The sequence below is a fragment of the Priestia sp. P5_B4 genome, from assembly GCF_056400385.1.
Map to the genome: position 1 here is coordinate 1 of NZ_JBFULJ010000182.1, position 6,001 is coordinate 6,001.

At 36.5% G+C, this 6,001-nt stretch carries 6 protein-coding genes and 1 pseudogene; 2 read left to right on the forward strand and 5 right to left on the reverse strand.

From position 1 onward, the window contains the following. Positions 1-112 precede the first annotated feature (112 nt). From AC1DRF_RS14600 to AC1DRF_RS14620, 5 genes are all read right to left on the reverse strand, one after another. Positions 113-334: a spore germination protein gene (locus AC1DRF_RS14600; RefSeq protein WP_013056204.1), complete on the reverse strand. Its 222-nt coding sequence runs from the start codon at positions 332-334 to the stop codon at positions 113-115. An 84-nt stretch (positions 335-418) separates the two neighbouring features. After that, positions 419-1,273: a DUF1206 domain-containing protein gene (locus tag AC1DRF_RS14605; protein ID WP_013056203.1), complete on the reverse strand. Its 855-nt coding sequence runs from the start codon at positions 1,271-1,273 to the stop codon at positions 419-421. 35 nt (positions 1,274-1,308) lie between these two features. Continuing rightward, complete coding sequence (gene cls / locus AC1DRF_RS14610) at positions 1,309-2,811, reverse strand: cardiolipin synthase (RefSeq protein WP_477741010.1); 1,503 nt, start codon at positions 2,809-2,811, stop codon at positions 1,309-1,311. A gap of 257 nt (positions 2,812-3,068) precedes the next feature. After that, positions 3,069-3,623 (reverse strand): hypothetical protein, encoded by a 555-nt coding sequence (locus tag AC1DRF_RS14615; protein ID WP_043979363.1) that lies wholly within the window; start codon positions 3,621-3,623, stop codon positions 3,069-3,071. 158 nt (positions 3,624-3,781) lie between these two features. Beyond that, entirely contained in the window at positions 3,782-4,177 is a 396-nt protein-coding gene (locus AC1DRF_RS14620; RefSeq protein WP_427075426.1) for a ribosomal maturation YjgA family protein, read from the reverse strand. Between the two features lie 223 nt (positions 4,178-4,400). On the opposite strand from AC1DRF_RS14620, the gene desA reads away from it, so the two are divergent. Together desA and AC1DRF_RS14630 are read left to right on the forward strand one after the other, a co-directional pair. After that, positions 4,401-5,444: a Delta(5) desaturase DesA gene (gene desA / locus AC1DRF_RS14625; RefSeq protein WP_043979367.1), complete on the forward strand. Its 1,044-nt coding sequence runs from the start codon at positions 4,401-4,403 to the stop codon at positions 5,442-5,444. 117 nt (positions 5,445-5,561) lie between these two features. Next, positions 5,562-6,001 (forward strand): annotated as a pseudogene (locus AC1DRF_RS14630) (sensor histidine kinase); the annotation flags it as partial.

Here is a 6,001-nt window from a genome sequence, read left to right on the forward strand (position 1 = left end):
ACTACTCCTATAAGATAGAATCCTAGAGGTACATTGTGGTAAAGAAACGTCTGGGTATACGTGAAATACAAATAAAAAAGCTTACCGTCCGATGACGATAAGCTTGCGTTTCTTATGCATTTCCCACTACATTTTGATCCTTAATATCCATATCAATTGTATTAGCGGTACTGGAACTGCTTGTAATATTCATAAAATTCCCTGTGTTCCCGCTGCCAGAACCGACTGTTGTAAAAGCTGTACTTTTTGGCTTAATAGCCAGACAATCACCAAACTCCACTGAAGATGAAACCAATACATTCGAGATATTTACGGCTCCTACTACCGATGGCATCTGCCTCTCCTCCTGTTCATTATCTATCTGCTATATGATATGAGCAGAAGGTCAAAAAGTAGCTTTTTCATCTTTTTAATTTTATTAAGGATCAATTCGTTTATACCTTGATTCTGCAAACATATATACTCCGTATGCCATAAGCCCGATTGATACGATAGCCAGCAGTACAGACCCAAAAGGACGCTGTGCTACTTCAGCAAGGGCTCCATCTAACCCTTTCGTTTCGTCTGGATCCGCTTGAAGAGCCGTGCGAATAAGAAAGAAACCAATAATACCAAAGACGATACTTCGAGCAATAATACCTACTTTTCCAATATGCCCGCTCCATCGCCACTCTTCTTTTGACATTTCGTTTTTCTTTAGTTTTTTTAAGAAGCGTCCTGAAAGAGCCCAATATACTTGTCCAATCCCAAAGATAATAACGCCGATACCTGTAAGCGCAATGATGGTTTGCCCAAAGGGATAAGATAACAGCTTGGCTGATACCGTTTGATAATGCTTACCTGAGGTATGAACGTGAGCATGAAGCAAAATTTTCACCGAACTCACACAAAGACTAATATAAAACGTCGCTACAACTAAATAGCCCAAACGAGTGAAAACGCCTTTTACCCCATGCCCAACGTGGTGAGGATCAAAAATAGCAGAAATGATTTGCCAAAACGCATATCCACTTAAACCTACTGCCAAGACAATTAAAATCAAAAATCCAAACGGCTGCTTTGCAATTGTGTGTAGGGCTCCTTGAGAAGTAACTAAATCGCCTTTTAATCCGAAAGCTGTCTGAATCGCTAATATACCGATGATAAAATAGACCACACCTTGAGCCACATGACCAAACCGTGAAAAACGTACGACAAATGGCTTAGTACGTTCTTTTAAGCGATGTAACTTTCGACCAAACGTATCTTTTTTAACAAATGGAGATTCACCCATACGTTTCCTCCTGCTTTTTGAAAACAAACTTTATTTTATAAAACACCTGAAAATAAGCGTGCAAATGACTCTTTCGAACGTTCTACTAAGCTTCGCTTGTAAAATGCTACTGGTTTGATCAAATGACTGTCTTCAATATCTTCTTCGTAATTTTTGATGAGCGTTTGAATCGTCTCTCCTTCAATTAAAAATGCATTAACTTCAAAGTTCAGATGAAAACTTCTCATATCCATATTTGCAGTACCGACCGAAGCCATATCTCCGTCTATAATCACAATTTTTTGATGCAAAAACCCTTTTCTATACGAATATACTTCAATTCCACATCGAAGAAGTTCAGCAAAATATGACCTAGTTCCATATTGAGTCAGAAAGCCATCATTAATTTCGGGTACCATAATCCGTACCTCTACACCTTTTCTAGCCGCAATACGAAGGGCGGTTCTTATGGCTTCATTTGGAACAAAATAAGGAGTTGAAATCCAGATTGATTTCGTCGCGCTTGTAATCATAGTATAGTAATAATCACTCATATTTTCCTGCGTATCGGGCCCTGTCGCCACCACTTRCACAAAGCCTTCTCCTTCGACAGGATGAGGCTTTGTATACGCTTCATCGTTAATTAAGCATTCTCCAGAAACGTATTCCCAATCGAACATAAAGATCGAATGCAAGGTTTGAACAGATTCTCCTTTTAGCATCAGATGAGTATCTCTCCAAAAACCAATTTTTTTGTTTTTTCCTAAATACTCATCCCCAACATTCAATCCCCCTACAAAACCTACTTCCCCGTCAATTACGACTATTTTACGGTGGTTTCGAAAGTTGAATTTTTGATTGAAAAATCCATACTTAATAGGTAAGAAAGGATGCACTTTAATATTCGCTTTTTTCATTCGTTTAATATCTGAACCCGATAGTGTAAAACTTCCCATTGTATCGAATGTAAAGCGCACTTCTATACCTTCGCTTGCTTTTTTTATTAAAATATCAATGATTTCTTTTCCTAGAGCATCTGAGTGAAACATATAGTATTCCATATGAATAAACTGTTTTGCTGATTGCAAATGCTTTTTGATTTCATTAAACGTTTCTTGCCCGTTCTTAAGGACGTAGGTTTTTGTATGAACATTCATCTTTGTCAAAGATACACATTGAAGATACTGAGCAAAGTAACGCTGATGCGATTGAAGCGGCGATAGATCAGGCGTCGTTTCTTTGTCTGCCATCTTTCTAAGCATCTCTCGGTTATGCATACGCTTTTTTTTAAACATATGCCCCTTTAAATAGAGCTGTCCTGAATACAAATAAAAGAAAAAACCTGCAACAGGGAAGAAAAAGAGGACATACATCCAAACTAACGTACTTTCAGGCGTTCGATTTTCAAGCATAAGTGAATACATACAAATGAAAATGATGACACCATATAATCCAACTAAGGCATACTTCCAATGAACATCAATAGAGGTAAAAAAGAAAGCATAAATGGAAAGTAAAATAATAAATAAAAAAATAAAGTCCAACCGGCGTTTTTTCATAAAAGCTCTCCTAAAAACAAACTGTATTGTATCACTTGTCTATCTTTCATATAAGGTAGTATATGGAATACACAGAATTCTTATCATGCATGCTACCTAAATTGTACATATATTTGCACAAAAAGCAGTTTAGCCGCTTAAGCAACTAAACTGAACTACCTTAGACAAGCATCATTCATATACCTATACCCTGGATGGTAAAACAAAAAACCTCCTTACGGGGAGGTTTTTTGCTTCACACGCATGACGATGTCTTTTTATAAGTTGGTATAACCGGACTCTTTTTCTTTTTTAGGCCAAACGAAATTAGAAAGAGATAATAGGAAATCAATTCCTACAATAACTGTCCAAAATTCCACTACATTTTGCAGCACGTTGGTTTTTCCATTTGGTACTATATACATCATTGCCGCTAAAAGAGCTGCTCCAATAGCGTAAGCAACAAGATGCTGTAGCCATGACTTAAAATAATGCTTTGCATATTCTTTTCCATAGCGCCTACGGGGTTTTTCTCCGCTTTTCATCACATAATATTGAAAGCGTTCGTCTGCCCATTGAATCATACTTTTTCCAAAAGCGATCGAAATTCCAATATACACGGCTGCAATAGCGTGAGCATAGGTCGCTGTAGCACCTCCGTAAAGGTCTACGCTCGTCACAATCAGAAGAAAAAAATCAACAACAGGTGTTAGAGCTAAAATAAAAAAACTGAGCTTTTGTTTTTTAAACATATACCTTGCTGCTAATCCTAAAATGATGACTATCCAAAAAGCGATTTCACATGCAATAATCATCCAGGCTATTAAGTTCAAATAATCCCCTCTCTTCCTCTCGTTCAACGAATAGACAATTGGTTTTAAGTAAAAAATTTTTATGCATAAGTTTATTTTTATGTATATACATCCTGCTTCATAACCTTACGGCTTATTCCATCCTCAGCTGAGTTCTAAAATTCGTTGAACCGTATTTGCTAGGCGGATCTTTTAAATCGATATCTATAATATTCCGAGCTCATTCCTACCCCGACTCCAATCGAATAAGCCAGTATATCGCTCCATAAGAAGCCATACCCCAGAATGAGCCCTCCTAGCGCAGTCTTTCTTATGTCATCAATCCACCGAGCGTGATACAACTGTGTAAATTCAATGAAGTAACAAAACACTATAGCAAACATACCAGTCATTTTTATCCTCCATGCAGGAAACAAAAAACCCACGCTGACAAAAATCATTAAGGCCCATAACGAATCTCCCGCATATATATTTACGATGTGAGGAAGATTCGCGGTAAGTTTTCTTGATAAAAGGCCTGCTCCCATGATCCCAAAAGCTAGAAGAAGATATACCCATCTATTTCTTTTATTCATTTCAAACTCCTTTTTTCTTCTTAAATACTCCGTAGCAATAAGCCTTCACTGTATAATTTTATCAGAACCGCAGACTGTTAAATACCGCTTTTTTTCATTTTTTACAGCTTCCCCCTACGTATATATGACAACTGTCATGGTTTCTATATGACACGTATGTCTTAAATAGTCAGAAAAATCTCTTTATACTGAGGGTAATATACGGTGATGAAAGGAATTTCATATGACTATACAAAAACAAAAGAATTTACGAAAACAAGTTGCACCTTTTGAAAAAGCAGTAATGAAAGACAGCATAAGACAATTGATTAATACTTTTTTACCTTTTTTCACACTGTGGTTTCTCGCTTATGAGAGCCTTTCAATTTCTTATTTTTTAGCATTTCCGCTAACTGTTATCGCAGCAGGATTTTTAGTAAGAATATTCATTATTTTTCATGACTGTTGTCACTACTCTTTCTTTAAAAGTAGACAACACAATAAAATTCTCGGAACCATTACCGGTGTCTTAACGATGTTCCCTTACAGTCAATGGGGACATAGCCATGCAATTCACCATGCAACAAGCAGCAACTTAGATAAAAGAGGTACGGGTGACATTTGGGTGTTAACCGTAACAGAATATAAAGAAGCTTCTATTTGGAAAAAAATCGCTTACCGTATCTATCGCAATCCGTTCATTATGTTCGGCGTGGGACCTATATATGTATTTTTGATTACAAACCGATTCAATCAAAAAAATGCGAAGAAACAAGAAAGAATGAATACGTATCTTACAAATGTATTGATCGTTGCATTAGCAGCAGCGACCTGCTGGTTGGTAGGGTGGCAGGCGTTCCTATTAATTCAAGGACCGATTTTCTTCATTTCAGGTTCAATTGGAATTTGGCTTTTTTATGTACAGCATCAGTTTGAAGATTCTTATTTTGAAGAAGATGAGCACTGGGATTATGTAAAAGCTGCCGTTGAAGGAAGTTCATTTTACAAGCTTCCAAAACTATTGCAATGGCTAACAGGCAATATTGGGTTTCACCATGTACATCATTTAAGCCCAAGAGTGCCAAACTATAAGCTTGAAGCTGTTCATCAACACACGCAGCCTCTTCAAAATGTACCAACCATTACACTCGCAACAAGTCTTCGCTCTCTTCGATTCCGTCTATGGGATGAAGAAAACAAAATGTTTGTGAGCTTTAAAGAAATAAAAACACGCTCAGCTGCACCAAAAGCAAGCAGAATGTCATCTCAAACAAAAGCAGAACTTTAATAAAACAAAACAGTCAAGCTTTCAAAAGCTTGACTGTTTTATCTATCTCTCTAAACTTATTTCGTTCTACTTTGTGGTAAACTAATAGTGTATTTTAACAAGTAAACGAGGTTCTTTATGAAAAAATATACGTTTTTCCAAAAAATCACTGGACTATCTCCGTACATATGGACGGTATTTGTCATTCTACCATTTTATTTTATTTTACAGTCTTCATCCATGAATCACATTATTGTTGGTTCGTTACTCACCATCTTATTTTTTATTTTCTATCGTTTTGCTTTTGTTTCAACAGGCAAGTCCGTTTACGTATGGACGGCTTTGTTAATCGTTATTTCCTTAGCCCTGACAACTATTTTCAATTATATTTACTTTGCCTTTTACTTTGCTTTTTTTATCGCTTATTTTATTGGAAATATCCAAAAACGACTCGCTTTCTTCACTTTGTATGCTGTTCATTTAATTAGCACCGTTATTTCGGTAAACTTTAACGTTGTTATGCAAGAAGAGATCTTTTTAAAACAGCTGCCTTTCATTTTTGTAATTTCCATCAGTGT